The sequence below is a fragment of the Elioraea sp. Yellowstone genome, assembly GCF_006704265.1.
Classification (GTDB): Bacteria; Pseudomonadota; Alphaproteobacteria; order Acetobacterales; family Acetobacteraceae; genus Elioraea.
In genome coordinates this window covers 12,300-35,702 of record NZ_VIKA01000020.1, presented here as the reverse complement: position 1 = coordinate 35,702, position 23,403 = coordinate 12,300, and the positions used below count along the sequence as shown (strand labels likewise).

Annotated in this window: 21 protein-coding genes; 13 read left to right on the top strand and 8 right to left on the bottom strand. The window is 71.9% G+C overall.

What is annotated here, in order from left to right; all coding sequences use genetic code 11:
• Positions 1-132: 132 nt before the first annotated feature.
• Together FK498_RS05235 and FK498_RS05230 are read right to left on the bottom strand one after the other, a co-directional pair.
• Complete coding sequence (locus tag FK498_RS05235; protein WP_304598708.1) at positions 133-1,323, bottom strand: UxaA family hydrolase; 1,191 nt, start codon at positions 1,321-1,323, stop codon at positions 133-135.
• Positions 1,320-1,607 (bottom strand): UxaA family hydrolase, encoded by a 288-nt coding sequence (locus FK498_RS05230; protein WP_141852252.1) that lies wholly within the window; start codon positions 1,605-1,607, stop codon positions 1,320-1,322. The genes FK498_RS05235 and FK498_RS05230 overlap by 4 nt, the downstream gene beginning before the upstream one ends.
• 134 nt (positions 1,608-1,741) lie before the next feature.
• Here FK498_RS05230 and FK498_RS05225 point away from each other — a divergent pair, with 134 nt between their 5' ends.
• The 9 genes from FK498_RS05225 (at position 1,742) to FK498_RS05185 (ending at position 9,612) form a co-directional block, all read left to right on the top strand.
• The gene (locus FK498_RS05225) at positions 1,742-2,482 is read left to right on the top strand and encodes a GntR family transcriptional regulator (RefSeq protein WP_161988321.1); all 741 of its coding nucleotides are present in this window, start codon (positions 1,742-1,744) and stop codon (positions 2,480-2,482) included.
• 4 nt (positions 2,483-2,486) lie between these two features.
• Entirely contained in the window at positions 2,487-2,942 is a 456-nt protein-coding gene (locus FK498_RS05220; protein WP_141852248.1) for an MmcB family DNA repair protein, read from the top strand.
• Between the two features lie 259 nt (positions 2,943-3,201).
• The gene (locus FK498_RS05215) at positions 3,202-3,801 is read left to right on the top strand and encodes a GbsR/MarR family transcriptional regulator (RefSeq protein ID WP_161988320.1); all 600 of its coding nucleotides are present in this window, start codon (positions 3,202-3,204) and stop codon (positions 3,799-3,801) included.
• Positions 3,801-5,135, top strand: coding sequence for a cytochrome ubiquinol oxidase subunit I (locus FK498_RS05210; protein ID WP_141852244.1), 1,335 nt, complete (start codon positions 3,801-3,803; stop codon positions 5,133-5,135). The genes FK498_RS05215 and FK498_RS05210 overlap by 1 nt, the downstream gene beginning before the upstream one ends.
• 13 nt (positions 5,136-5,148) lie before the next feature.
• A complete protein-coding gene (locus tag FK498_RS05205) occupies positions 5,149-6,162 on the top strand; it encodes a cytochrome d ubiquinol oxidase subunit II (RefSeq protein WP_141852242.1) in 1,014 nt (337 codons plus the stop codon).
• A gap of 55 nt (positions 6,163-6,217) precedes the next feature.
• Positions 6,218-6,631: a hypothetical protein gene (locus FK498_RS19705; protein WP_141852240.1), complete on the top strand. Its 414-nt coding sequence runs from the start codon at positions 6,218-6,220 to the stop codon at positions 6,629-6,631.
• 204 nt (positions 6,632-6,835) lie between these two features.
• Positions 6,836-7,840 (top strand): protein-methionine-sulfoxide reductase catalytic subunit MsrP, encoded by a 1,005-nt coding sequence (msrP, locus tag FK498_RS05195; RefSeq protein WP_141852238.1) that lies wholly within the window; start codon positions 6,836-6,838, stop codon positions 7,838-7,840.
• A 16-nt stretch (positions 7,841-7,856) separates the two neighbouring features.
• The gene (locus tag FK498_RS05190; RefSeq protein WP_141852236.1) at positions 7,857-8,153 is read left to right on the top strand and encodes a hypothetical protein; all 297 of its coding nucleotides are present in this window, start codon (positions 7,857-7,859) and stop codon (positions 8,151-8,153) included.
• Positions 8,154-8,205: 52 nt separating this feature from the next.
• Positions 8,206-9,612 (top strand): sigma-54 dependent transcriptional regulator, encoded by a 1,407-nt coding sequence (locus FK498_RS05185; RefSeq protein ID WP_141852234.1) that lies wholly within the window; start codon positions 8,206-8,208, stop codon positions 9,610-9,612.
• Between the two features lie 94 nt (positions 9,613-9,706).
• Here FK498_RS05185 and FK498_RS05180 read toward each other — a convergent pair whose 3' ends face one another.
• The 6 genes from FK498_RS05180 to recG form a co-directional block, all read right to left on the bottom strand.
• Positions 9,707-10,150, bottom strand: coding sequence for an NUDIX hydrolase (locus tag FK498_RS05180; RefSeq protein ID WP_141852232.1), 444 nt, complete (start codon positions 10,148-10,150; stop codon positions 9,707-9,709).
• Positions 10,150-11,232 carry a DUF4340 domain-containing protein gene (locus FK498_RS05175; RefSeq protein WP_141852230.1) on the bottom strand — a complete coding sequence of 361 codons (1,083 nt, stop codon included), beginning with the start codon at positions 11,230-11,232 and terminating at the stop codon, positions 10,150-10,152. Before FK498_RS05175 ends, FK498_RS05180 begins: the two co-directional genes overlap by 1 nt.
• A 31-nt stretch (positions 11,233-11,263) precedes the next feature.
• Positions 11,264-13,240: a GldG family protein gene (locus FK498_RS05170; protein ID WP_141852228.1), complete on the bottom strand. Its 1,977-nt coding sequence runs from the start codon at positions 13,238-13,240 to the stop codon at positions 11,264-11,266.
• Between the two features lie 12 nt (positions 13,241-13,252).
• Complete coding sequence (locus tag FK498_RS05165) at positions 13,253-13,987, bottom strand: ABC transporter permease subunit (RefSeq protein ID WP_141852226.1); 735 nt, start codon at positions 13,985-13,987, stop codon at positions 13,253-13,255.
• 1 nt (position 13,988) lies between these two features.
• Positions 13,989-14,957 carry an ABC transporter ATP-binding protein gene (locus tag FK498_RS05160; protein ID WP_202614747.1) on the bottom strand — a complete coding sequence of 323 codons (969 nt, stop codon included), beginning with the start codon at positions 14,955-14,957 and terminating at the stop codon, positions 13,989-13,991.
• A gap of 106 nt (positions 14,958-15,063) precedes the next feature.
• Entirely contained in the window at positions 15,064-17,148 is a 2,085-nt protein-coding gene (gene recG, locus FK498_RS05155; protein ID WP_141852224.1) for an ATP-dependent DNA helicase RecG, read from the bottom strand.
• A 96-nt stretch (positions 17,149-17,244) separates the two neighbouring features.
• On the opposite strand from recG, the gene FK498_RS05150 reads away from it, so the two are divergent.
• The 4 genes from FK498_RS05150 to FK498_RS20100 all read left to right on the top strand — a co-directional run bounded on the left by FK498_RS05150 (position 17,245) and on the right by FK498_RS20100 (position 22,626).
• On the top strand, positions 17,245-17,514 hold the full coding sequence (locus FK498_RS05150; protein WP_141852222.1) for a succinate dehydrogenase assembly factor 2: 270 nt from the start codon (positions 17,245-17,247) through the stop codon (positions 17,512-17,514).
• Positions 17,507-20,962: a transcription-repair coupling factor gene (mfd, locus tag FK498_RS05145; RefSeq protein ID WP_141852220.1), complete on the top strand. Its 3,456-nt coding sequence runs from the start codon at positions 17,507-17,509 to the stop codon at positions 20,960-20,962. The genes FK498_RS05150 and mfd overlap by 8 nt, the downstream gene beginning before the upstream one ends.
• A 41-nt stretch (positions 20,963-21,003) precedes the next feature.
• Entirely contained in the window at positions 21,004-22,407 is a 1,404-nt protein-coding gene (locus tag FK498_RS20135; RefSeq protein WP_370510881.1) for a protoglobin domain-containing protein, read from the top strand.
• A gap of 84 nt (positions 22,408-22,491) precedes the next feature.
• Positions 22,492-22,626 (top strand): hypothetical protein, encoded by a 135-nt coding sequence (locus FK498_RS20100; protein WP_255581475.1) that lies wholly within the window; start codon positions 22,492-22,494, stop codon positions 22,624-22,626.
• Positions 22,627-23,403: the final 777 nt, after the last annotated feature.

The window sequence follows — 23,403 nt, the reverse complement described above, 5'->3', positions numbered from 1 at the left end:
GGGGGCCCCACCCCCTGTCGGGCCCTTTCTTTTACTGGCTCCACACCCTTATCCCCCCGGGGGGGGGGGGGGGGTTTCTCCCCCCCCTTTGTGGGGGGGGGGGGGGGGGCCCCCCGCCCCCCCCCCGCGACCCTAGGCGCTCTGGTAGAGGCGCGTCAGCGAGTACTCGCGGTGCTTGAGCGCCTCGGCGCAGGTCATGCGGCCGTTGCAGACCCGGAGCGTAAGCTCGATCAGCCGGTCTCCCGCCTCGTCCATGTTCATCTCGCGGCGCAGGAGGCCGGAGACGTCGAGGTCGATATGCTCGGGCATGGTGCGCGCGGTGCGCGGATTGGCGGTGATCTTGATCACCGGCTCGATCGGGTTGCCGATCACGTTGCCCTGGCCGGTCGGGAACAGGTGCACCACGAACCCGGCGGCGGCCTGCAGCGTGACGCACTCGGCCGCAGCCGAGGAGGTGTCCATGAAGTAGAGGCCGGGGCCCTTCCTCGGCTCCTCCGCCGGCGTCAGAACGTCGATGTAGCGCGTCTTCTTGCCGATCTTCTGCAGATTGCCGAACGCCTTCTCCTCGATCGTGGTGAGTCCGCCGGCGATGTTGCCGGCGGTCGGCTGGCTCTCGGACAGGTCGTTCGTCTTGTGGCGCTTGATCATCTCGTCATAGGCGCGCCAGGTGGCGAGGAACTTCTCGCGCACCTCGTCGGAGGCGGCGCGCGAGGCGCAGACCTCCTCGGCGCCGGTGAGCTCGCTGGTCTCGCCGAAGCAGGAGGTGATGCCGAGCGGGTCGAGCTTGTCGATGAAGTTGCCGACGGTGGGGCAGGAGCCGAGGCCCGAGGTGGTGTCGCTCTCGCCGCACTTGGTCGAGACCCAGAGCTCGTTCAGCGAAGCCTGCTCGCGCTGGAGCTCGGAGGCGTCCTTGACGAACTGGGCGGCCACGCGGCTTGCGCGCTCGACCGTCTTCAGATCGCCGTAGGTCTCGATGTAGAAGCCCTCGACCGGCTTGCCGGTGGCGGCGATCCCGTCGACGACACGCTGGGTCCATTTCGGCTCGATGCCGATCACGACGGCCGCGGCGACGTTCGGATTGCGGCCGGTGCCGATCAGGGTCCGGAAATGGAGATCGAGATCGGCACCGAACTGCAGCCGCCCGTAGGCATGCGGGATCGCGAGCGTGCCGGCGATGTTGTTCGCCACCGCCTCGGCGGCGGCGTTCGAGAGATCGTCGACCGGCAGGATGATCACGTGGTTGCGGATGCCGACGCGCCCGTTCTGGCGGCGGTAGCCCATGAAGGAGAGGTTCGAGACGTTCATCGGGGTCGCTCCGCTCACCAGCGCTTGGTCTTCATGTTGTGGGTGTGCACGTGGCCGCCCTTCTTCACGGCGGCGACGATGCGGCCGACATCGTTGTTGTACTTGATCACCGTGTCGCCCGGCGCGAAGTCCTTGAGCGCGATCTTGTGGCCGAGCGGGATCGGGTCAAGCGCGGTCATCTCGATCGTCTCGTCGGTGTCCATCACCCAGAGCGTCACCTTCTGGCCGGCGGAGATCCCCTCCTGCACGGCGACGGCGACATTGTCGGCATGATCATGGACGAGGAAGTGCGGCGCGCTCATGCGTGATCCTGGTTCTCTCCCGCTGCGGCCGGCGATGGCCGGCGCGGCGCCTGCCCCTTGCCCGGCGCCGCGGCATCCTGCGCGCGGCCACATTCCCCTGTCAACCGGGTCATAGGTCATTTATAAGACCAATGATGCCTGAGGACCTCCCGCGCGCGGGGCCGGCCGTGACGGCGCGGCCGCTCTACCAGCAGGTGCATGACCACCTGCTCGGGCGGATCGTCGCTGGCGAGTGGCTGCCGGGCGACTACCTGCCCTCCGAACAGCGCCTTGCCGCGAGCCTCGGCGTCGCGCTCGGCACGGTGCGCCGCGCGCTCGACGAGCTCGTGCAGGCCGGCGTGGTCGAACGGCGCCAGGGCCGCGGCACCGCCGTGCTGCGCCACAGCTCCGACCGCGCGCGCTTCCGCTTCTTCCGCCTGGTCGGGCCTGACGGGGCGCGCATCGTGCCGACGGGGCGCGTGCTTGCGGCGCGCGCACGCGCCGCGCGCGCCGAGGAGGCGCGTGCGCTCGGCCTCGCGCCCGCGGCACCGGTGCTGGCGCTGACCCGCGAGCGGCGTGCCGCAGGACGTGTGGTCGTCCACGAGACGATCGCGCTGCCGCTGCCGCTCTTCGCGCGGCTCGACGTGCCGGTGGGGCAGGATCTCGCCGAGGAGCTCTACGTGCTCTATCAGCGCGACTGCGGCATCACCGTCGCCCGCGCCGAGGACCGGATCTCGCCCGAGGCCGCCTCCGCCGCGGTCGCGCGCAGCCTAGGCGTCGCGCCGGGCATGCCGATCCTGCGCATCAGGCGCATCGCCTTCGGGCTCGACGGCGTGGCGGTAGAGCACCGCGTCAGCCGCGCCGCGCGGCTCGACTATGCGGTCGCGATCGAGTAGCGCGATGGACGCGTCGGCGCTGCGCACGGCGGCGGTGACCCAAGGTGCCGCGCGCGTGTTCGCCGCGCTCGGTCATGCGGTGCTGCGCGAGGTCGTGCTGCCGCACGGGCGGCGTGCCGACCTCTTGGCGCTTGCGCCCGACGACAGCTTCGCCGTCGTCGAGGTGAAGTCCTGCGCGCGCGACTTCCTCGCCGACGCCAAGTGGCCCGAGTATCGCGCCTTCTGCGACCGGCTGTTCTTCGCGGTCGACCCGGATTTCCCGCATGTGCTGCTGCCCCAGGATGCCGGGCTGCTGGTCGCCGATGCCTATGGCGGTGCGGTCTTGCGCGAGGCACCCCATCATCCGCTCGCCCCGGCGCGACGGCGGGCCCTGCTCGGCCGCTTCGCGCGGCTCGCCGCGCGGCGGCTCGAGGGGCTGCTCGATCCTGCCGGCCTGGCGGATGCGGCCGGCGAGAGCTGAGCCGGACTTGGCACGCGGCGTGCTGTGTTCGCGGATGCCGTTGGCGGGCTCGCCCGCCGGCGGCAGCTAAGCCTTCCTCAACCTTGCCTTGGGGAGCGGCACTCGCGTGCCGCTCCTCCTTTTTTTGCGGGGCGGGTCTCAGAATGCATCGCGGACTGCGAACCGGACCCAGGCTCTTGCCGGGCGGGCCGATCGTCACATATGGAGTTCCAGAAATTCCTGAAATAACGCTCCGTGCAGATCCGCCCGAGGAATCCGCATGACCCTTCCCCCTCTCGTCCAGGCCTTCGTGCTCCATTTCGGCGAGATGGGCAGCCGCTGGGGCATCAACCGCAGCGTTGGCCAGGTCTATGCCCTGCTCTATCTCAGCCCCGAGCCGCTGAACGCCGACCAGATCGTCGCCGCGCTCGGCGTGTCGCGTTCCAACGTCTCGATGGCGTTGCGCGAACTCCAGGCCTGGAACCTCGTCCTGCTGCGCCACCTGCCCGGCGACCGGCGCGACCACTTCACCACCCCCGACGATGTCTGGGTGATCCTCCGCACCCTCGCGGAGGAGCGGAAGAAGCGCGAGATCGATCCCACCCTGACGGTGCTGCGGGAACTGCTGATGCAGTCGCCCGGCAGCGAGGACGAGCGGCACGCCCAGGCGCGCATCCGGGCGATGCACGCCATGATCGAGCAGTTGACCGGCTGGTACGACGAGGTGAAGCGCCTGCCCAACGAGCGGCTGGCCGCGCTGCTCCGGCTCGGCGCGGGCGTGACGCGGCTGCTCGAGACGGCGGACCGGGTGGTTGCCTTCGCCAAGCCCGCACGCCCTGCCGCGACGACGGAGAGCCAGTGGACCAAGGAGAGCCCGTGATGGATCCGATCCTGCTCGCCCGCATCCAGTTCGCCGCGAACATCTCCTTCCACATCCTTTTCCCAACCGTTACGATCGCGCTCGCCTGGGTGCTGCTCTTCTTCAAGCTGCGCTTCAACGCCACGGGGCAGGCGCGCTGGATGGACGCCTACCGCTTCTGGGTGAAGGTGTTCGCGCTCTCCTTCGCCCTCGGCGTGGTCTCGGGGATCACGATGTCGTTCCAGTTCGGCACCAACTGGCCGGGCTTCATGAACGCCGTCGGCAACATCGCCGGCCCGCTCCTCGCCTACGAGGTGCTGACCGCCTTCTTCCTCGAGGCCACCTTCGTCGCGATCATGCTCTTCGGCATGAGCCGCGTGCCGGGATGGCTGCACACCCTCGCCACGCTGCTGGTGGCGGTCGGCACCTCGATGAGCGCGTTCTGGATCCTCGTCCTGAATTCCTGGATGCATACGCCGCAGGGATTCGAGATGCGCGATGGCGTCGCCCACGCGACCGACTGGTGGGCGATCATCTTCAACCCCTCGATGCCCTACCGGCTCGCACACATGCTGATCGCCTCGGGGCTGACGGTCGCGTTTCTGCTCGCCGGGTTGTCGGCGTGGCGCTGGCTGCGCGGCGATCGTTCGGGCGGCGTCGCGGCCGCCTTGCGCACGGGCATCGTCATGGCCGCCGTGCTGGCGCCGACGCAGCTCGTGGTCGGCGACCTGCATGGGCTGAACACGCTCGAGCACCAGCCCGCCAAGATCGCGGCGATGGAGGGCAACTGGGAGACGCGGGGCAATGTGCCGCTGCTGCTGTTCGCGATCCCGGACGAGGCCGCGCGCGAGAACCGCTTCGAGATCGGCATCCCGAACGGCGCCAGCCTGATCCTGCGCCATTCCGCCGACGGCGTGGTGCCCGGCCTCAACGACTTCGTGGGCGAGCATCCGCCCGTCGCGCCGGTGTTCTTCGCCTTCCGCGCGATGGTGGGGATCGGTTCGCTGATGATCGGCCTCGGGCTGGCCGGCGCCTGGCTGCTCTGGCGCCGGCGCGACCTCCCGCGGTGGTATCTGCGCGGCCTCGTCGCCATGACCTTCTCCGGCTGGGTCGCCACGCTCGCCGGCTGGTACGTCACCGAGATCGGCCGCCAGCCCTGGCTGGTGACCGGCGTGCTGCGCACGGCGGAGGCGGCGGGGCCGGTGCCGGCCGGCAGCATCGGGCTCACCCTCGCGATGTATCTCGTGCTCTATGCCGGGCTGCTGATCGCCTATGTGGCGACGCTCTACCGGCTCGCGCGCAAGGGCGAGTACGGCGCGGCCGGGGATCACCGCGCCGTGCCGCAGCCGGCATGACGGAGGACGCGCCATGACGCCGTTCCTGCCCCCCGAGGTGCTGCCGCTCGTCTTCGCCGGGCTGATGGCCCTCTCGGTGCTGCTCTATGTGGTGCTGGACGGCTTCGATCTCGGCGTCGGCATCCTGCTCGCCGCCACGCGCGCGCCCGAGGAGCGCGACCGGATGGTCTCCTCGATCGGGCCGTTCTGGGACGCAAACGAGACCTGGCTCGTGCTCGGCATCGGCCTGCTGCTGGTCGCCTTCCCGACCGCGCATGGCGTGATCCTGACCGCGCTCTATCTGCCGGTGGCGCTGATGCTGGCCGGGCTGATCCTGCGCGGCGTCGCCTTCGAGTTCCGCGCCAAGGCCGAGGATCCGGCCGACAAGCGGCGCTGGGACCGGCTGTTCTTCACCGGCTCGCTGACGGCGGCGCTGTCGCAGGGCTGGATGCTCGGCCGCTACGTGCTGGGCTTCGATGCCGCGCCGGCGGCGCTCGGCTTCGCCCTGCTCTCGGCGCTTGGGGTTGCCGTCGCCTACGCCTTCATCGGCGCATGCTGGCTGGTCTGGCGCACGGAGGGGGCGTTGCAGCGCCGCGCGATCGCCTGGGCGCGGAGCGGGCTCTGGGCGGTGGCCGGCGGCATCGTCGCGGTCTCGATCGCCACGCCGCTCACCAGCGAGCGCATCTTCGCCCGCTGGTTCGCCTTCCCGAATGTGGTGCTGTTGGCGCCGCTGCCGCTCGCGACCGGCGCGCTGATCCTCGGCCTGCACGCGCTGCTGGGCCACATGCCGCTGCCGAGGGATGCGCTGCGCAACCTGCCCTTCTGGGGCGCGACGTCGCTGTTCTGCCTCTCCTTCGCCGGGCTCGCCTGGTCGTTCTACCCCTACGTCGTGCCCGACCAGCTCACCGTCTACCAGGCCGCCGCCGCGCCCGAGAGCCTGACCCTGATCCTGGTCGGCGCGCTGATCGTGCTGCCGGTGATCCTGGCCTACACGGTGCTGGCTTGGCTGGTGTTCGGCGGCAAGGCGCGCGAGCTGCACTACCACTGATCGCAACCGCGCGAGCGGCCATGATCGCGACACGACCGTGCAGTAGGCTCGCATCATGTCGCGTCTCCGTCCCTGGGCGATGCCGCTCCTCGCCGCCGCGCTGCTCGCCGGCTGCGCGAGCCGGCCGCTGGTCTGGCAGCGCGACTCGGACGGCACCCCCGCCTCCGAGGCCGAGCTGCGGGAATGCCACCAGCAGGCGGTCGCGCAGGTGAACCGCTCGCCGGCCTATGCCTTTGGCCTCGGCCTCGGCTTCGGCGGCTGGTACGGCCCGCGCCCGTGGTGGCCGGGCTGGGGCCTCGGCTTCGGCTACCATCCCGGCTGGAGCGTCTCGCGGCTCGAGGCGGTGCAGGATCTGACGGCGTTCTGCATGCGGGTCCGCGGCTACCGGCTGGTCGAGCTGCCCGAGCCGCCCCCGTCCGAGGAGGCATCGCCCGCGCCCGCCGATGCCAAGCCGTCGCTCCGGCCCTGATACCCTCCGCACAAAGGCTCGACCTTTGTGCGGAGGGTATCGCGCGCGGGGCTGGTGGGGCGGCCGCGCGCGAACATGACCCCGTACCAGCCCGCCGAAGGTCAAACCTTCGGCGGGCTGGTATGAGAACCTGCTCAAGGCGATGTGAGGACACCTCGCCGCGCGCGGCAGCGATAGGGGAGAGGTCCGCAGGAGGAAGACGCCATGCCGATCCATCGCCGCCGCGGTTGGGAGCTGCCCGCGAGCCGGCTGACGCCCGAAGCCGTCGCGCTCGACCGCCGCCGGCTCCTCGCCGGCGCTGCCCTCGGCGCGGGCGCGATCGCGGCCGGCGGCCATGCGCTGCGCGACGCCTTCGGCCAGGGACGCGATCCGGTGGCGTGGTGGGAGGCCCAGGCCGCCAACGATCCGACGCGCGATCTCTACCCCGCCACCCGCACGGCTCGGTATACGCTCGACCGGCCGATCACCGAGGCGCGCGAAGCCATCATCTACAACAACTTCTACGAGTTCGGCAGCCACAAGACCATCTGGCAGGCCGCGCAGCGGCTCGAGCTCCGTCCCTGGACATTGCGCATCGACGGCATGGTGGCGGCCGAGCGCACGGTCGACATCGACACGCTGATCCGCCGCTTCCCGCTCGAGGAGCGCACCTACCGCTTTCGCTGCGTCGAGGCCTGGGCCATGGCCGTGCCCTGGACGGGCTTCCCGCTCGCCGAGCTCGTGCGCTGGGCCGAACCGCAGGCGGGCGCCAAGTATGTCGTGTTCCAGTCGTTCCAGGACGCGAAGGTCGCGCCCGGCTTCCGCCAGTCCTGGTATCCCTGGCCCTATACCGACGGGCTGACCATCGAGGAGGCGACCAACGAGCTCACCCTGATGGTCACCGGCATCTACGGCAAGCCCTTGCCGCCGCAGATGGGTGCGCCCTTGCGCGTGATCACGCCGTGGAAGTACGGCTTCAAGCAGCCGAAGAGCATCGTGCGCATGACCTTCACCGATCGCCGTCCGGTCAGCTTCTGGGAGACCTTGCAGCCGAACGAGTACGGGTTCTGGGCGAACGTGAATCCCGAGGTGCCGCATCCACGCTGGAGCCAGGCGGTCGAGCGCATGCTCGGCACCGGCGAGCGCCGCCCGACCCAGATCTGGAACGGCTACGGCGCGTTCGTCGCGCATCTCTACGAGGGCCTAAAGGGCGAGCGGCTGTTCGCATGAGCGGCCGGGAGGCGCGATGCGGCTGATCCTGCGCCTGATCGGGGGCATGCTGGTGCTCGCCGCGCTCTGGCCGCTCGGGCGCGAGGCGCTGATGCTGCTGCAGGGGCCGACGCATCGCTTCATCCCGCTGGGCCAGATCTGGTACGAAATCGATCCGGCCTCGCTGAACATGCTGCAGGCGGGAGTGCAGCGTCGTCTCTCGCCCGGGCTCTGGGAACACGGAATCCAGGTCGTGCTGACCTGGCCTGCCTGGCCGGTGCTGGTCGTCCTCGGCCTGATGCTCATCATCCTGGGGCGTGCGCGGGGCGCGTGACTTCCGGTCGCCCGCGGCGCTAGGGTCGCGCGGCTGGGTGGGGAGGGGCGGTTTGACGGGCGATCGCGCGACGATTCTGCTGGTCGAGGACACGCGCTCGCTCGCGGAGGTCTACCGGGCCTACCTGCGCGACACGCCCTGGACGCTGCTCCATGCGGCGACGGGGCAGGAGGCGCGCGCCGCCCTCGCTGCGCACAGCTTCGATGCTGTGCTGCTCGACCTCAACCTGCCCGATGCCGACGGCATGGAGCTCCTGCGCGAGATCCGGATGCACGAGCCCAAGCCCGAGGTGATCGTGATCACCGCGCACGGTTCGGTCGCGGTCGCCGTCGCGGCGATGAAGGAGGGGGCGACCGACTTCCTCGCCAAGCCCTTCGCGCGGGAGCGGCTCTGCGTCACGGTCGCGAACGCGCTTGAGCGGCGGCGACTCGCGCGCGATCTCGCGCTCCTGCGCGAGGCGGCCGAGCGCACCACCTTCGCGGGCTTCATCGGCGCCGCCCCGGCGATGCAGGCGGTCTACCGCATCATCGAGAACGCCGCGGCCAGCCGTGCGACCGTGTTCATCACCGGCGAGAGCGGCACCGGCAAGGAACTCGCGGCCGAGGCGATCCACCGCCTCTCGCCGCGCCGCGACAAACCCTTTGTGGCGCTCAACTGTGCGGCGATTCCGCGCGAGCTGATGGAGTCCGAGGTGTTCGGCCATGTGCGCGGCGCCTTCACCGGCGCGCTCGCCGATCGCGCCGGCGCGGCGAGCGAGGCGGATGGCGGCACGCTCTTCCTCGACGAGGTGTGCGAGCTCGACCTCGCGCTGCAGGGCAAGCTCCTGCGTTTCGTCCAGACCGGGCGCTTCCAGCGCGTCGGCTCGCCGCGCGAGGAGCAGGTGGATGTCCGTTTCGTCTGCGCCACCAATCGCGACCCGCTGGCGGAAGTGCGCCAGGGCCGCTTCCGCGAGGATCTCTACTACCGCCTCCACGTGATCCCGGTCACGCTGCCGCCCTTGCGCGAGCGCGGCGAGGACATCCTGCGCATCGCCGAGGCGTTCCTGGCGCGCTTCGCGACCGAGGAGGGCAAGCGCTTCCGCGGGCTCGCCCCCGACGCGCGTGAGGCGCTGCTGGCGCATGCCTGGCCCGGCAATGTGCGCGAGCTCGAGAACGCGATCCGCACCGCTGTGGTGCTGCACGATGCCGACCTGCTGGAGCGGGCGATGCTGCCGCCGCAGGTGCAGGGCGGCCGGGCGGAGAGGGCCGTGCCGGTGCCGCAGCACGCGGTCGAGCCGATGCCCGAGGCGCGGCTGATCCGGCCGCTTGCCGAGATCGAGCGCGAGGCGATCGAACGCGCGATCGCGCTCTGCGGCGGCAACATCGCGCGCGCCGCCGCGCATCTCGGCGTCAGTCCCTCGACGATCTACCGCAAGCGCGCGTCCTGGGGGCAGGGGACGGCGGCGGAGGTGGCGGAGTAGCGGGCGAGGACCGGCGTCGCTTTACGCCCGGCCGCCCCACCAGCCCCGCGCGCGATACCCTCCGCACAAAGGTCGAGCCTTTGTGCGGAGGGTATCAGCCGATCGGTCGCGGCAGGCGGCTCGCCCGCTGGATGACCTCGCGCGTGCGCCGCCAGAGCGCGGGATCGGCGAGGGCGTCGGCCAGCGGCACCCAGGCCGCACCGGCGCAGTCGTCGCCCGGCACCGGCTCGCCCGGGCCCGCCTCGGCGGCGAAGTCGATCAGCGTCCAGTGGAAGCGGACGCGTCCGTCCGGATCGCGCTGGATGCTGTCGATCACGTCGAGCAGCACCAGCCGGCCGGACGGGGCAAGCCCGACCTCCTCGGCAAGCTCGCGCCGTGCCGCCTCCTCCACCGTCTCGCCAAGTTCCTGAGCGCCCCCGGGCAGCGACCACTCGCCGAGCCTGGGCGGACGGCCGCGGCGGATCAGCAGCACGGCATCGCCGCGCAGCAGCACGACGCCGACGCCGACGCGCGGCAGCGTCGGGTAGTCGCGCGCGATCAGGAGGGGTTCTCCGCCGCCGCGCGCAGATCCTCGAGCCGGTAGGTCAGCACGTCGGCCTTCCAGTCGGCGATCTGGAAGGCCCAGGGGCCGAGGTGGCGGGCCAGCCGCTCAGCCTCCTCGCGCGCAGCCGCCGGCGTGCGGATCTGCTCGGGCAGGTTTCCGGCCAGGGGCGCGTCGGATTCGGCCCACTCCGCCGAGACGATCGCCCAGCGCTTGTCGTCGGCCTTGACCACGCGGATGGCAAGACGCAGCCCGTCGAAGGTGACGTAGCGCGCCTCGCCCAGCATCTCGGCCGCGGCGAGCTCTGCCGCCGGGCGGACGTCGTTGAAGCTGAACCATTCGAGTGCGCGTGGCGGGTCGTCCACCTTGTGCTGTTCGGGGCGGAACCCCTCGGGCGGATCGGCGACGCTCGCCTGCTCGGCGGCGGGATCGGCGCGCACCACCGTCACCGGCTCCGCACCCTCGCGCCGCGTGGTGACGCGGGCGACGCGCTGGCGCTTGATGTCGAGCACCTCGCGCTCGACCCAGAGCAGCGGATCGGTATCGACGCGCAAGGACCCCTCGGCGAGATACGTGCGGCTCTCGCCCGGGCGGCGGATGTAGATCGCCTCGGGCAGGTTGCCGGCGGTGCGGATCCGGCGCCGCCCGACGATCAGCTCGGCGATCGTGCCGCCGCTGCCGTCCTTCACCGCGAGGAGCTGGCTCGTGCCGCCCGCGACCGTGACGTCCTCGAGGCCGAGGCGCGCGAACAGCTCGGGATTGCCGGTGCGCTCCTCCACCAGGCGCAGTTCGGCAAGCCCCGTGAACACCTCGCGCACGCGCTCGGCGCGGGCGGGATAGTCGTGCTTCTCGGCGATCACCCAGGCGCCGTCCTTGCGCACCAGCGTGACCGCGCCGTCGTGGCGGCGCAGCTCGATCCTTTGCGCCTCGGCCAGCCGCGGGGTGATGTCCGGGAAAACCGGCGCGTCGATGATCGCCGCCTCGCGCATCGGCGCCGGGCGCTGCAACGCCACGACCGCGATCGCCGCTGCGCCGATCAGGGCGGCAGCACCGAACAGCAGCAGCCTCGCCCGCTTCATCCGCGCCTCCCGTTCCTCGCCCTGCGGCCGCTCATGCCGTCGCCTCGCGCGGCTCCTCCGCCCGGCGCGCGCGCCGGCGGATGCGCCAGATGCCGAGCGCGATCGCGATCAGCGCCACCACCAGCGGGACGGCGACGATGTTGGCGAGCCTGAGCGTGGTCTGCAGCCCCTCGATCTCGCGGCGCAGATCGCGCTGCACCGCGCGCAGCTCGCGCCGCGTCTCGAGGATGTCCGCGCGCGCCTCTTCGATCGCGGCGCGCTGCTCGGGCGTCAGCACCGGATCGGCCCGGCCGCCGTCGCCCGTGCCGCGGCGCAACTCGCGCAGCTTCGCCTCGGTCTCCTCCAGCCGCTTCTGCAGCGCCTGCTCGCGCGCGCGGAACTCAGCCTCGGCGCGCCGGCGCATCTCGTCGACAAGCTCGAACGGCCGGCGGCTCTCGCCGCGGCTGCGCAGCCCGATCAGCGCATCCGAGCCCGAGAGCGCATCCAGGAGGTTGATCACCAGGGCACCGTTGTCGGCGAAGGGCGTGGCGACCTGCTGGCCGAAGAAGTCCTGCACCCGCACCCAGAACCGGTCCTCGAGAATGTCGCTGTCGGCGATCACGACGATGTTCGCCGGTCCCTCGGAGCGTGCGCGATGCGGCTCCTTGCGCTCGGGCGCCTGCTCGCCCTCGGGCGGTGCGGGCGGGCCGTCGGGGAAGGCCGAGGCGACCTCGCCGCGGATCCGCGCGGCCAGCACGAGCTTCGCGTTGCCGGGGCGGAACTCAGCGAGGATCTGCGTCGGGTTCGGCTCGGTCCGCACCTTCGCCGCCTCGATCGGCGCGGCCTCGGGCGAGGTGGTCACCAGCGGCTCGAACTCGATCGCGCTGCCGTCGCGCTTGGCGAGGAACCCGGCGGAGGCCACCGTGACCTGGTTCAGCCGGCCGGTCGCGGGGTTGTCGCGGCTGATCTGGTCGGGGCCGGAGGCGGTGAACCAGGCGACGTAGTCGACCGCCTGCATCCGGTCGCGCTCGCCGGCGCGCACGCGCATCGCGCCGCGCAGGTCGCCCGCGACCCTGTCCTTGTCATAGGCGATGCCCCAGGCCTCGAGCAGGCGCGGCAGGTCGGAGGCGGTGTCGCGGTTCGGCACCCCGCCCGGGCCGGGGCGCGCGGCCTGCGCCTCGGAGTGCGGATCGACCAGCAGCATCAGCTTGCCGCCGCGCATCACGAACTGGTCGATCGCGTACTGCGTCTTCTCGGCCAGGTTCTGCGGGTGCGCGACCATCAGCACGCCGATATCGGGGGGGATCTCGGCGGCATCGAGCGGCACGTCCTGCACCGAGAGGAACTGGCGCATCTGCGTCATCACCGCCCACGGGGCGGTGGGTCGGCCCATCGGCCCGCGCATCTCGCCGTTCACCGGCAGCCCGGTCATCACGCCGACCTTCGGGCGCTGCGGGTTGGAGAGCTCGTAGACCAGGCGCGTGAGATCGTATTCCAGGAACCGCTCGCGCTCGGGCTGGAAGAACGGGATGATCCTCTCCTCGTCGAGCAGGTTGGTGCCGGCGAGGCCGAAGAACACCTGCTCGCCCGACTGGTCCACCGGCACGCCCTGCAGCCCGTAGGCGATCGCGCGGTCCTCGACGTCGCTGAACGGCTCGGGCTCGTAGAACTCGAGCCGGATCCGCCCGTCGGCGAGGGCGGCGTATTCGTGCAGCAGCTCGCGCACGCGTGTGGCATAGGCTGCGTAGACCGGGATCTCCTTGCCGAGCCGCGAGGAGTAGTAGAGCCGGAGCGTGATCGGCTCGGGGATGGAACGCAGCACCGTCCTCGTGCCGTCGGAGAGGGTGTAGAGACGCTGCTCGGTCAGGTCGATCCGGTAGCGGCCGAGGAACGCCTCGGAGAGCGCGTTGATGCCGACGACCAGCACCAGGGCCGCGAGCAGGCCGGCGAGCGAGAGGAGCCGGCGCGGCGGCGCGGCGCGCGGTGCCCGGGTCGCGGCGGCGGTCCCGGCCGGGGTCGCGCTGGGCATGCCTTCCATCGTTCAGCCCGCCTTCCTGAGATCGACGATCACGGCGTTGGCGTAGAGCCAGAAGCCGATGAAGGTGGCGAAGAACACGAGGTCGCGCACGGCGATCACGCCGCGCGTGATGCTCTCGTAGCGGCTGATCAGGCTGACGCGCTGCGCCGCGTCCAGCACCGAAGCCGGGACCGCCTCGGCGACGAAGCCCGCGACCAGCGGGCTGCCGAACACGGTGAAGGCGAAGCAGACCGCAGTCGCCAGCACGAAGGCGATCACCTGGTTGCGCGTGGTCGCCGACAGCGCCGCGCCGATCGAGAGGTAGCAGCCGGCGATCAGCAGCGCCCCGGCATAGCCCGCGAGGATCACGCCGTTGTCCGGCGTCCCCAGCACGTTCACCGTGATCACCATCGGAAAGGTCAGCGCGAGCGCGATCGCGGCGAAGGCCCAGGCGGCGAGGAACTTGCCGACCACCGCCTGCCACATCGCCACCGGCAGGGTGAGCAGGAGCTCGATCGTGCCCGATCGCCGCTCCTCGGCCCAGAGCCGCATCGTGATCGCCGGGATCAGGAGCAGGTAGAGCCAGGGCAGGAAGGTGAAGAACGGCGCGAGATCCGCCTGGCCGCGGTCGAAGAAGTTGCCGACCTGGAAGGTCAGCGCGCCCAGCATCACCAGGAAGATGACGATGAAGACATACGCCACCGGGGTGGCGAAGTAGGCGGCGAGCTCGCGCCGTGCGACGATCAGCATGGTGCGCATCTCAGGCCGCCTCGCGCATCGTCAGGTCGCGGAACACCTCGTCGAGCCGGCCGCGTTCGATGAACATCTCGCTCGGCGCGATCCCCGCGGCGGCGAGCGCCTCCCGCACCGCCCCCTCCAGCAGCGCACCGTCGCCGGCCCCCCCGTCGCGTGGCAGGGCGGAGAGCGCGACCGCGCCGTCCGCGCCGCGCGCCGCGACCTCGACCGCGCCGACGCGGTCCGCCTTGCGCAGCGCCGCGGCCGCCGCCTCGCCGCGCTCGGCCGGCACGACCACGGTGACGGCGTTGTGCCAGCGGCTGCGCGCGGCGAGCGCCATCGGTGTCGCATCGGCGACCACGCGGCCGCGCGCGATCACCACCGCGCGGGTGCAGATCGCCTCGACCTCCTCGAGGATGTGGGTGGAGATGATGATCGCCTTCTCCGGCGCCATCGCCGTGATCAGCCGCCGCACCTCGTGCTTCTGGTTCGGATCGAGCCCGTCGGTCGGCTCGTCGAGGATCAGCACCTCGGGGTCGTGCAGCAGCGCCTGGGCGAGGCCGACGCGTCGCTTGTAGCCCTTCGAGAGCGCCTCGATCGGGTAGAAGAGCACGTCGTGCAGCGCGGTGAGCCGGATCGCGCGCTCGACGCGCGCGCGCCGTTCGGCACCGGCGAAGCCCCGGATCGCCGCGACCCAGTCGAGGAAGGCCGTGACGGTCATGTCGGGATAGGTGGGCGCGCCCTCCGGCAGGTAGCCGAGGCAGCGCTTCACCGCCACCGGATCCTCCAGCACGTCGTGGCCGCAGAGCCGCGCGGTACCGCGCGTCGGCGTGAGATACCCGGCGATCATCTTCATGGTGGTGGACTTGCCCGCACCGTTCGGCCCGAGGAAGCCCAGCACCTCGCCGCGCGCGACCGCGAGCGAGACGTCGTCCACCGCAAGCACGGGACCGAAGCGCTTCTCCAGCCCCTCGGCCTCGATCATCGCTGCCATCAGGCCTCCCTCGGAACTGCCGGCGCGCGCCGATGTAGACGTCCCGCCGGGCCGATCAAGGCCCCGGGGTGGACCACGCACGGGGCGGAGGGTCAACCCCGCCAGGTCAGCCGGCCCTGAGCGTGCCGATCACGGCCTCGCGCTCGAACAGATGGAGCAGGAGCCGGACCGCCGCCCCGCGCGGCGAGGCGAGGTCGGGATCCCGCTCGAGCAGCAGCGCCGTGTCGTCGCGCGCCATGGCGATCAGGTCCCTGTGCGCCGGCAGTTCGACGAGCCGGAACTGCGGCGGGCCGGACTGGCGCGTGCCCAGCGCCTCGCCGCCGCCGCGCAGATCGAGATCCGCCTCGGCGATCGCGAAGCCGTCATCGGTGGCAGAGAGCGTCTCGATCCGCCGGCGGGCGGTCTCGGTCAGCTTCTCGTCGTAGAGCAGCAGCGCATAGGACGGCTCCGTGCCGCGCCCGACCCGGCCGCGGAGCTGGTGCAGCTGGGCGAGGCCGAAGCGCTCGGCGTGCTCGATCACGATCACGGATGCCGCCGGCACGTCGACGCCCACCTCGATCACCGTGGTGGCGACGAGAATGGCCGTCCGCCCGGCGGCGAAGTCGGCCATCGCCGCGTCCTTGGCGGGGCCCTTCATCCGCCCGTGCACGAGCCCCACGCGGCCCGGGAAGTGGCGCGCGAGATCGGCATGGCGCGCCTCGGCGGCGGCGAGGTCGGTCTCCTCGCTCTCGGAGACCAGCGGGCAGACCCAGTAGACGCGGGCGCCGGCGGCGATCCGCCGCCCCACCGCCTCCACCACCTCGGCGATCTTGGCGGCGGGCTTGGCGAGCGTGACGACGGGGCGGCGGCCGGGCGGGCGGCCGGTCAGGCGCGAGACATCCATGTCGCCCCAGGCGGTCAGCAGCAGCGTGCGCGGGATCGGGGTCGCCGTCATCACCAGCACGTCGACCTCGCCGCCCTTCGCACCGAGCAGCAGCCGCTGGTGCACGCCGAAGCGGTGCTGCTCGTCGATCACCGCCAGCGCCAGGTCGCGGAACGCGACGGCCTCCTGGAACAGCGCATGCGTGCCGATCGCGATCGCGGCGGATCCGTCGGCCAGCGCGGCGAGTGCCGCCTCGCGCGCGCGGCCCTTCTCGCGGCCGGTCAGCAGCACCGCGCGCACGCCGGCGGCCTCGCACAGTCGGGCGATGGTCGCATGGTGCTGGCGCGCGAGCAGGTCGGTCGGCGCCATCAGCGCCGCCTGCGCCCCCGCCTCGACCGCGCGCAGCATCGCGAGCAGGGCGACGATCGTCTTGCCCGCGCCGACATCGCCCTGCAGCAGGCGCAGCATCCGTACAGGAGCGGCGAGATCGGCGTCGATCTCGGCGAGCGCGGTCGCCTGCGCGGGCGTAAGGGCATGGCCGAATGCGGCGAGGGCGGCCGCACGAAGCCGTCCATCGCCGGCGAGTGCCCGGCCGCGCAGGGTGCGGAACCGCCGGCGCGAGAGCGCGAGCGCGACCTGCTGGGCGAGCAATTCGTCATAGGCGAGGCGCGCGCGCGCCGGATGCTCGGGCGCGAGCGCCGCCTCGGAGTCCGGGTGGTGGACCGCGCGCACGGCTTCCGCCCAGCCGGGCCAACGCTCGCGCCGCACCAGCGCGGGGTCGGCCCATTCGGGCAGGTCGGGGAGCGTGGCCAGCGCCGCGGCAACCGCACGCCGCATCTCCCAGGGCCTCAGCCCGGCGGTCAGGCGCCAGACCGGCTCGATCGCCGGCAGCTCGCCCGCCCGCTCGGGCGGCAGGATGAAGTCCGGGTGCGGCATCACCAGCCGGCCACGGTCGAGCTTGAGCTCGCCCGAGATCAACCGCCGCGCGCCCACCGGAAGCTGCTCGGCGCGCACCCCGCCGCGGCCGAACAGCAGGATGTCGAGCTCGCCCGTACCGTCCTCGACCGTGATCACCCAGGGGGCGGCGTCGCTGCGCGGCTCGCGCCGGCGGACCACCGTCACCTCCAGCGTCGCCACCCGCCCCGGCATCGCCGCATCGAGTCGCGGCCTGGCGGTGCGGTCGATCACCCCCTCGGGGAGGTGCCGGAGCAGGTCGATCGCCCGCGTCCCGCCGACCGCCCGCGCGATCAGCGCCTCGCGTCTCGGCCCGATTCCGGGCAGCGAGGCGAGGGCGGCGAACAGGGGATGCAGGATCTCGGGGCGGCTCACGGGCTGACAGGGGCGGAGGGCGCGCGTATATGACAGGCGCAGGGGGGCTGCCGGAAGGGCAGCCCCCCGTCGCCGTTCGGATGATGCCCCTCTGCCATGGACGCGAGACGCCGCCGCATTCTGTTCCGCGCCCGCCACCGCGGCACGCACGAGACCGATCTGCTGGTGGGCGGGTTCGTCGCCGAGACGATCGGGACCTTGGACGAGGCCGGCCTCGACGCGCTGGAGGCGGTGCTGGAGCTGCCCGATCCGGATCTGTTCGACTGGCTGACCGGCCGCCGCGCGGTGCCGGCCGAGGCCGAGACGCCCATGCTGCGCGCGATGGTGGACTGGACGCAGGCGCGGCGGGGAGCGGGCCGTGGCTGAGCGCATCACCCTGGCGGGGGCTCCCGAGGGCTACGACGCGTGGCTGCTCGCCCGCGCCCGCGCCGAGCACACCGGCCCGATCCTGCATGTCTGCCGCGACGATGCGCGCATGGCGCGGATGGCCGAGGCGCTCGGGTTCTTCGCCCCGGAGGTCGAGGTGCTGCAGTTCCCGGCCTGGGACTGCCTGCCCTACGATCGCGTCGGGCCGAACCCGGAACTCACCGCGCGGCGGATCGATACGCTGACGCGCCTGCTGGTGCCGCCGGCCGGTCCGCGCATCGTGCTGACGACCGTGAACGCGCTGGTCCAGCGCGTGCCGGTGCCGGAGGCCTTCGCCGGGGCGGTGCTGCCGGTCGCGCGCGGCACGCGGATCGGGCTGGAGCGGATCGTCGCCTTCCTCGAGGCGAACGGCTACGGCCGCGCCAACACCGTGATCGAGCCGGGCGAATACGCCGTGCGCGGCGGCCTGATCGATCTCTTTCCTGCCGGGCGCGAGGAGCCGGTGCGCATCGACCTGTTCGGCGACGAGATCGACTCGATCCGCAGCTTCGACCCGTTCAGCCAGCGCTCGACCGAGACGCTGGAGCGCGTCGAGCTGAAGCCCGTCTCGGAGGTGTTCCTCGACGAGGCGTCGGTGACGCGCTTCCGCACCGCCTATCGCGGGATGTTCGGCGCTGCGGCCAACGACCCGATGTACGAGGCGGTCTCGGCGCGCAGGCGCTTCCAGGGCATGGAGCACTGGCTGCCGATCTTCCATGACCGGCTCGCCACGCTGCTCGACTACCTGCCGGGCGCGCGCGTCAGCCTGGACCACGAGGCCGAGCCGGCGCTCGCCGCCCGGCTCGAGATGATCGCCGACCATTACGCCGCGCGGCTGAACCCGGAACTGCGCCGGCTCTCCGAGGGCGAGCTGCCCTACAACCCGCTGCCGCCGGATCGGCTCTATCTCGACCGCGCCGGCTGGGATGCGATGCTGGCGCGCGGGACCGTGGTTCAGTTCGCGCCCTTCGCTCGGTCCGAGGATGCGGATGCCTCGGTGGTCGATGCCGGCGGGCGACCGGGGCGCCTGTTCACCGACATCCGCGCGCAGGGCGGCAACGTGTTCGATGCGCTGGCCGAGCACGCCAGGGCGCTCGCCGCGCAGCAGCGGCGCGTGATCGTCGCGGCCTGGACGCCGGGGTCGCGCGAGCGGCTGATGCACCTGCTCGCCGAGCACGGCATGGCCTCCGCCAAGCCGGTGGAGACCTGGCCGGAGGCCGAGCGCCTGCCGCCCTCGGCGATCGCGCTCGCCGTGCTCGGGCTGGAGCGCGGCTTCGTCGCCCCCGGGCTCGCGGCGATCGGCGAGCAGGACATCCTCGGCGAGCGCATCTCGCGCCCGCCCCGGCGGCGCAAGCGGGCCGACCAGTTCATCGCCGAGGCGACCGAGCTCGCCGAGGGCGATCTCGTCGTGCACATCGATCACGGCATCGGCCGCTACGACGGGCTCGTCACGCTCGAGGTCGAGGGCGCGCCGCATGATTGCCTGCGGCTGATCTACGAGGGCGGCGACAAGCTGTTCGTTCCGGTCGAGAACATCGAGGTGCTGAGCCGCTACGGCGAGGGCGAGGGCGTCGCACTCGACAGGCTCGGCGGCGTCTCGTGGCAGAACCGCAAGGCGCGCATGAAGTCGCGCATCCGCGACATGGCGGCACAGCTTCTCCAGGTCGCAGCCGCGCGGCGGTTGAAGGACGGTGCGACGCTGCTGCCGCCCGAGGGTCTGTGGGACGAGTTCTGCGCGCGCTTTCCCTATGCCGAGACCGAGGACCAGGCGCGCGCGATCGCGGACGTGCTCGAGGATCTCGCCTCTGGCCGGCCGATGGACCGGCTGATCTGCGGCGACGTGGGATTCGGCAAGACCGAGGTGGCGCTGCGCGCCGCCTTCATCGCCGCGATGTCGGGCGCGCAGGTGGCGGTGGTCGTGCCGACCACGCTGCTCGCGCGCCAGCACTACCGCACCTTCCTCGACCGCTTCCGCGGCTTCCCCGTGCGCATCGCCCAGCTCTCGCGCATGGTGGGCGCCAAGGAGGCGGCCGAGGTGAAGCGCGGCCTCGCCGACGGCTCGATCAACATCGTCGTCGGCACGCACGCGCTGCTCGCGAAGGGCATCCAGTTCAGCGAGCTCGGCCTGCTGATCGTCGACGAGGAGCAGCATTTCGGTGTGGCGCACAAGGAGCGGCTGAAGCAGCTCCGCGCCGAGGTGCACGTGCTGACGCTGACCGCCACACCGATCCCGCGCACGCTGCAACTGGCACTCACCGGCGTGCGCGAGATGAGCATCATCGCCACCCCACCGGTCGATCGCCTCGCCGTGCGCACCTTCATCCTGCCCTTCGACCCCGTGGTGCTGCGCGAGGCGCTGATGCGCGAACGCTTCCGCGGCGGCCAGGTGTTCTACGTCGTACCCCGCATCGAGGACCTGCCGAAGGTGCGCGAGCGGCTCGCCGAGATGGCGCCGGAGCTGAAGGTGGTGGAGGCGCATGGCCGGCTGTCGCCGACCGAGCTCGAACGCGTCATGACGGCGTTCCAGGACGCGCAGTACGACGTGCTGCTGGCGACCAACATCATCGAGTCCGGGCTCGACATGCCGGCCGTGAATACGATGGTGATCCATCGCGCCGACATGTTCGGCCTCGCCCAGCTCTACCAGCTCCGCGGCCGGGTCGGACGCGGCAAGCTGCGCGGCTACGCCTACCTCACGCTGCCGGCGGACCGGAAGCTCACCGCCACCGCGCAGAAGCGGCTTGAGGTGATGCAGGCGCTCGACAATCTCGGCGCCGGGTTCACGCTGGCGAGCCACGACCTCGACATCCGCGGCGCGGGCAACCTGGTCGGCGACGAGCAGTCGGGGCACATCCGGGAGGTGGGGATCGAGCTCTACCAGCAGATGCTGGAGGAGGCGGTGGCGGAACTGAAGGCGGGCGAGGGCAAGGCCGTCTCGGATCGCGACTGGACGCCGCAGATCAACCTGGGCATGGCGGTGCTGATCCCGGATCAGTACGTGCGCGACCTGCCGGTGCGGCTCGGGCTCTATCGCCGGATCGGTGCGCTCGCCTCCGACGCCGAGAGCGAGGCGCTGGCGGCGGAACTGGTCGATCGCTTCGGACCGCTGCCGGGCGAGGTGGAGAACCTGCTGGCCGTGGTGGGGATCAAGCGGCTCTGCCGCGAGGCCGGGGTGGAGAAGCTGGACGCCGGGCCGAAGGGGCTGGTGCTGCAGTTCCGCGGCAACGCGTTCCGCAATCCGGTCGAGCTTGTGGGCTGGCTGCAGAAGCAGGGCGGCCTCGCGCGGCTGCGGCCGGACCACAAGCTGGTGGTGACGCGTGATCTCGCCGATCAGGCTGCACGGGTGCGGCTCGCGCGCGAGGTGCTGGGCGCGCTGGCCACTATGGGGGCGCGCGCCAAGGCGGCATAACCATTCGTCAACGAAGTCCGAATGCCTCTAAGAATTTGTTGATGCTTGTCCGTCATGATCTCCACGACCGATCACCGGCCGGTCAAGGAGGGCTTGAACGGGCAATGGCCACGATATCACGCGAAATCGATACCCGCACGGCATTCATGCGGCTTTCGCCCGGCACGCGGGCTGACCTTGCCGAGGCCTGGGCCATCATCGAGCCGTCGCTCGACCAGGTGCTGACGGCCTTCTACGACCACCTGAAGCGCACGCCCGAGACGGCGGCCATGCTGGAGGCGCATGCCAAGCGCGGGCTCGACTGGCTGAAGGGCGCGCAGCGCAAGCACTGGGAGCGGCTGTTCTCCGGCACCTTCGATCCGGCCTATGTCGAGGGCGTGCGGCGGGTCGGGGCGGCGCACGCCCGGATCGGGCTCGACCCGCGCTGGTATCTCGGCGGCTACGCCCTGGCCCTCGCCGAGATCGGCAGGCTGGTCGGCGCTCGGCATCGCTGGAACGGCCGCCGCGCCGCCGAGGTGATGGCGGCCGTCACCGGTGCGGTGTTCCTCGACATGGACCTCGCACTCTCGGTCTATTTCGAGGAGGCCCAGGCCGCGGCGGCGGCCGAGCGCGGCAAGGTCGCGGATGCCTTCGATGCCGCGATCGGCAAGGTGGTCGCCGCCGTCGCCTCCGCCGGGACCGAACTCCAGGCGAGCGCCGACACCCTGGGCGAGATCGCGGGGCGCGCCGGCACGCGCGCCGGCGCGGTCACCGCCGCCAGCACCCAGGCGAGCGCCAATGTGCAGACGGTCGCCGCCGCCGCCGAGGAACTCGCCGCCTCGGTCGGCGAGATCACGCGGCAGGTGAACGAGGGTGCGCGCATCGCCGGCGAGGCGATGGGCCGCGCGCGCGAGACCGACGTCACCGTGCAGGGACTGGCCGAGGGCGCGCGCAAGATCGGCGACGTGGTGCGGCTGATCAACGACATCGCCGGGCAGACCAACCTGCTCGCGCTGAACGCGACGATCGAGGCGGCGCGCGCGGGCGAGGCGGGCAAGGGCTTCGCCGTGGTCGCCTCGGAGGTGAAGACGCTCGCCTCGCAGACGGCGAAGGCGACCGAGGAGATCGGCGCGCAGATCGCCGCCATTCAGTCCGACACCGCGCGCGCCGTCGGCGCGATCCAGGGCATCGCCGGCGTGATCGAGGAGATCGACCGGATCACCGGCGCGATTGCCGCCGCCGTCGAGCAGCAGGGCGCTGCGACCGCAGAGATCGCCCGCAACGTCCAGCAGGCGGCGACCGGCACGAACGAGGTCACCGTCGCGATCGCGGACGTGAACGCCGCCGTCGCCGAGACCAACGGCGCGGCCGTGGATCTGCGCGCCTCGGCTGCCGAACTCGCCCGCAACGGCGAGACGCTGCGGTGTGAGCTCGCGCAGTTCCTCGCCTCGCTGCGCGCCGCCTAGCTGTCGTCGTCATGAGGTGGTCCCTCCGGAGTTGAGGTGGCTGGCTTTGGTTGCGGGGCCGAGTACCTCGCCCCGGAGCCGCGGATGGACGCCCATGAGAATCGACGCACGACGCCGCATGGTCGCATGCTGGGTGTCGAGCGGCTGGGGGCCGGCTGGACGATCGCCGCGGCGACGGCGCTCGGCAACCGCCCCGCGCAGGTTGCCCAGATGGCATGACCGGTTCGCTGCCGAGGGCGAGGCCGGCTTGCGGCGCTAGGCCCGCCCCGAGAGGTGATCCGCTGCGAGTGCGAGCGGCCCGGGGCGTTGATCCCGCCGACACCAGGAAGTTCGGCCGCATCGGGGGCATCGGCCACCGCATCACCGGCGACCGCACCGGCGAGAGCAGAGGCGCGGCCGCGGCGAGGCGTGGGCTGGGAGTATCTGCACCTCGCCATCGGTGGCGCCTCGCGCGGCCTGCACCGCGCCGAGGCCCGACGAGAGGGGGGAGGGCGCCGTGCGCTTCCTCGAGGGCGCGCTGGCCCGGTTCGCCGCCCATGGCGGAGTCGTCGAGCACGTCATGACCGACAACGGCCCGCCTTCAGAAGCAGGCTGTTCGCACGAGTCCCTCCAGGCGCGCGGCCTGCAGCACACACGCACCCGACCCTCGACGCTGTGCGCATCAGCGGCAAGGCTGCGCGCTTCATACCAGCCCGCCGAAGGTTTGACCTTCGGCGGGCTGGCACGGGGTCATGTTCGCGCGCGGCCGCCCCACCAGCCCCGCGCGCGATACCCTCCGCACAAAGGTCGAGCCGTTGTGCGGAGGGTATCATTCAGACGTCCTGGCGCGAATGGGCCCAGGCCAGCCCGTTCCACGCCTCGGCCGAACCCGCCGCGCCATGCTCTCATGGCCCTGCCACCACAGCTCCAGGCCCCGCTCCGCCCTCCGCCGAAAGACCCCCACCAGCCGCATCAACAGGCACACTCCCCTCGGCAACGACCGCTGGGTACACAGGT

Coding starts and splice junctions, on each gene's coding strand:
- FK498_RS05230 (WP_141852252.1), bottom strand. CDS start 1,607: ATGAGCGCGCCGCACTTCCTCGTCCATGATCATGCCGACAATGTCGCC.
- FK498_RS05225 (WP_161988321.1), top strand. CDS start 1,742: ATGCCTGAGGACCTCCCGCGCGCGGGGCCGGCCGTGACGGCGCGGCCG.
- FK498_RS05220 (WP_141852248.1), top strand. CDS start 2,487: ATGGACGCGTCGGCGCTGCGCACGGCGGCGGTGACCCAAGGTGCCGCG.
- FK498_RS05215 (WP_161988320.1), top strand. CDS start 3,202: ATGACCCTTCCCCCTCTCGTCCAGGCCTTCGTGCTCCATTTCGGCGAG.
- FK498_RS05210 (WP_141852244.1), top strand. CDS start 3,801: ATGGATCCGATCCTGCTCGCCCGCATCCAGTTCGCCGCGAACATCTCC.
- FK498_RS05205 (WP_141852242.1), top strand. CDS start 5,149: ATGACGCCGTTCCTGCCCCCCGAGGTGCTGCCGCTCGTCTTCGCCGGG.
- FK498_RS19705 (WP_141852240.1), top strand. CDS start 6,218: ATGTCGCGTCTCCGTCCCTGGGCGATGCCGCTCCTCGCCGCCGCGCTG.
- msrP (WP_141852238.1), top strand. CDS start 6,836: ATGCCGATCCATCGCCGCCGCGGTTGGGAGCTGCCCGCGAGCCGGCTG.
- FK498_RS05190 (WP_141852236.1), top strand. CDS start 7,857: ATGCGGCTGATCCTGCGCCTGATCGGGGGCATGCTGGTGCTCGCCGCG.
- FK498_RS05175 (WP_141852230.1), bottom strand. CDS start 11,232: ATGAAGCGGGCGAGGCTGCTGCTGTTCGGTGCTGCCGCCCTGATCGGC.
- FK498_RS05170 (WP_141852228.1), bottom strand. CDS start 13,240: ATGCCCAGCGCGACCCCGGCCGGGACCGCCGCCGCGACCCGGGCACCG.
- FK498_RS05165 (WP_141852226.1), bottom strand. CDS start 13,987: ATGCGCACCATGCTGATCGTCGCACGGCGCGAGCTCGCCGCCTACTTC.
- FK498_RS05160 (WP_202614747.1), bottom strand. CDS start 14,957: ATGGCAGCGATGATCGAGGCCGAGGGGCTGGAGAAGCGCTTCGGTCCC.
- FK498_RS05150 (WP_141852222.1), top strand. CDS start 17,245: ATGGACGCGAGACGCCGCCGCATTCTGTTCCGCGCCCGCCACCGCGGC.
- FK498_RS20135 (WP_370510881.1), top strand. CDS start 21,004: ATGCTTGTCCGTCATGATCTCCACGACCGATCACCGGCCGGTCAAGGA.
- FK498_RS20100 (WP_255581475.1), top strand. CDS start 22,492: ATGGACGCCCATGAGAATCGACGCACGACGCCGCATGGTCGCATGCTG.